We start from the raw sequence: 248 nt of genomic DNA, 5'->3' as shown, positions 1-248 counted from the left end.
ATGCGCAGAGCGCCCTCTCCGAGTGCATCCTGCAACGCACCGAGAGGCGGGGCGTGGATGTGGTCTTTGAGGCTGTTGGCCGTGCAGAGACAGTGGCAGCCGCCGTCGACGCGACGCGCAAGGGGGGCACGGTCGTGCTCGTCGGCAACATTGCGCCGGAGGTGCTGCTGCCACTGCAGAAGGTGGTTACGCGGCAGATTCGCCTGCAGGGATCGTGCGCATCGGCCGGTGAATACCCGAAGGCGATG

1 protein-coding gene is annotated in these 248 nt (G+C 66.5%); it reads left to right on the top strand.

What is annotated here, in order from left to right; genetic code table 11:
• Positions 1-248: zinc-binding dehydrogenase (locus AC5IJH_RS18590; protein ID WP_491904300.1), on the top strand; the 248-nt coding region annotated here is incomplete at both ends.

It is taken from the genome of Candidatus Dedyshia acidiphila (assembly GCF_051025295.1).
In the GTDB taxonomy this organism is placed as follows: Bacteria; Acidobacteriota; Terriglobia; order Terriglobales; family Acidobacteriaceae; genus KBS-83.
This window is presented reverse-complemented; position numbering and strand designations above follow the sequence as displayed.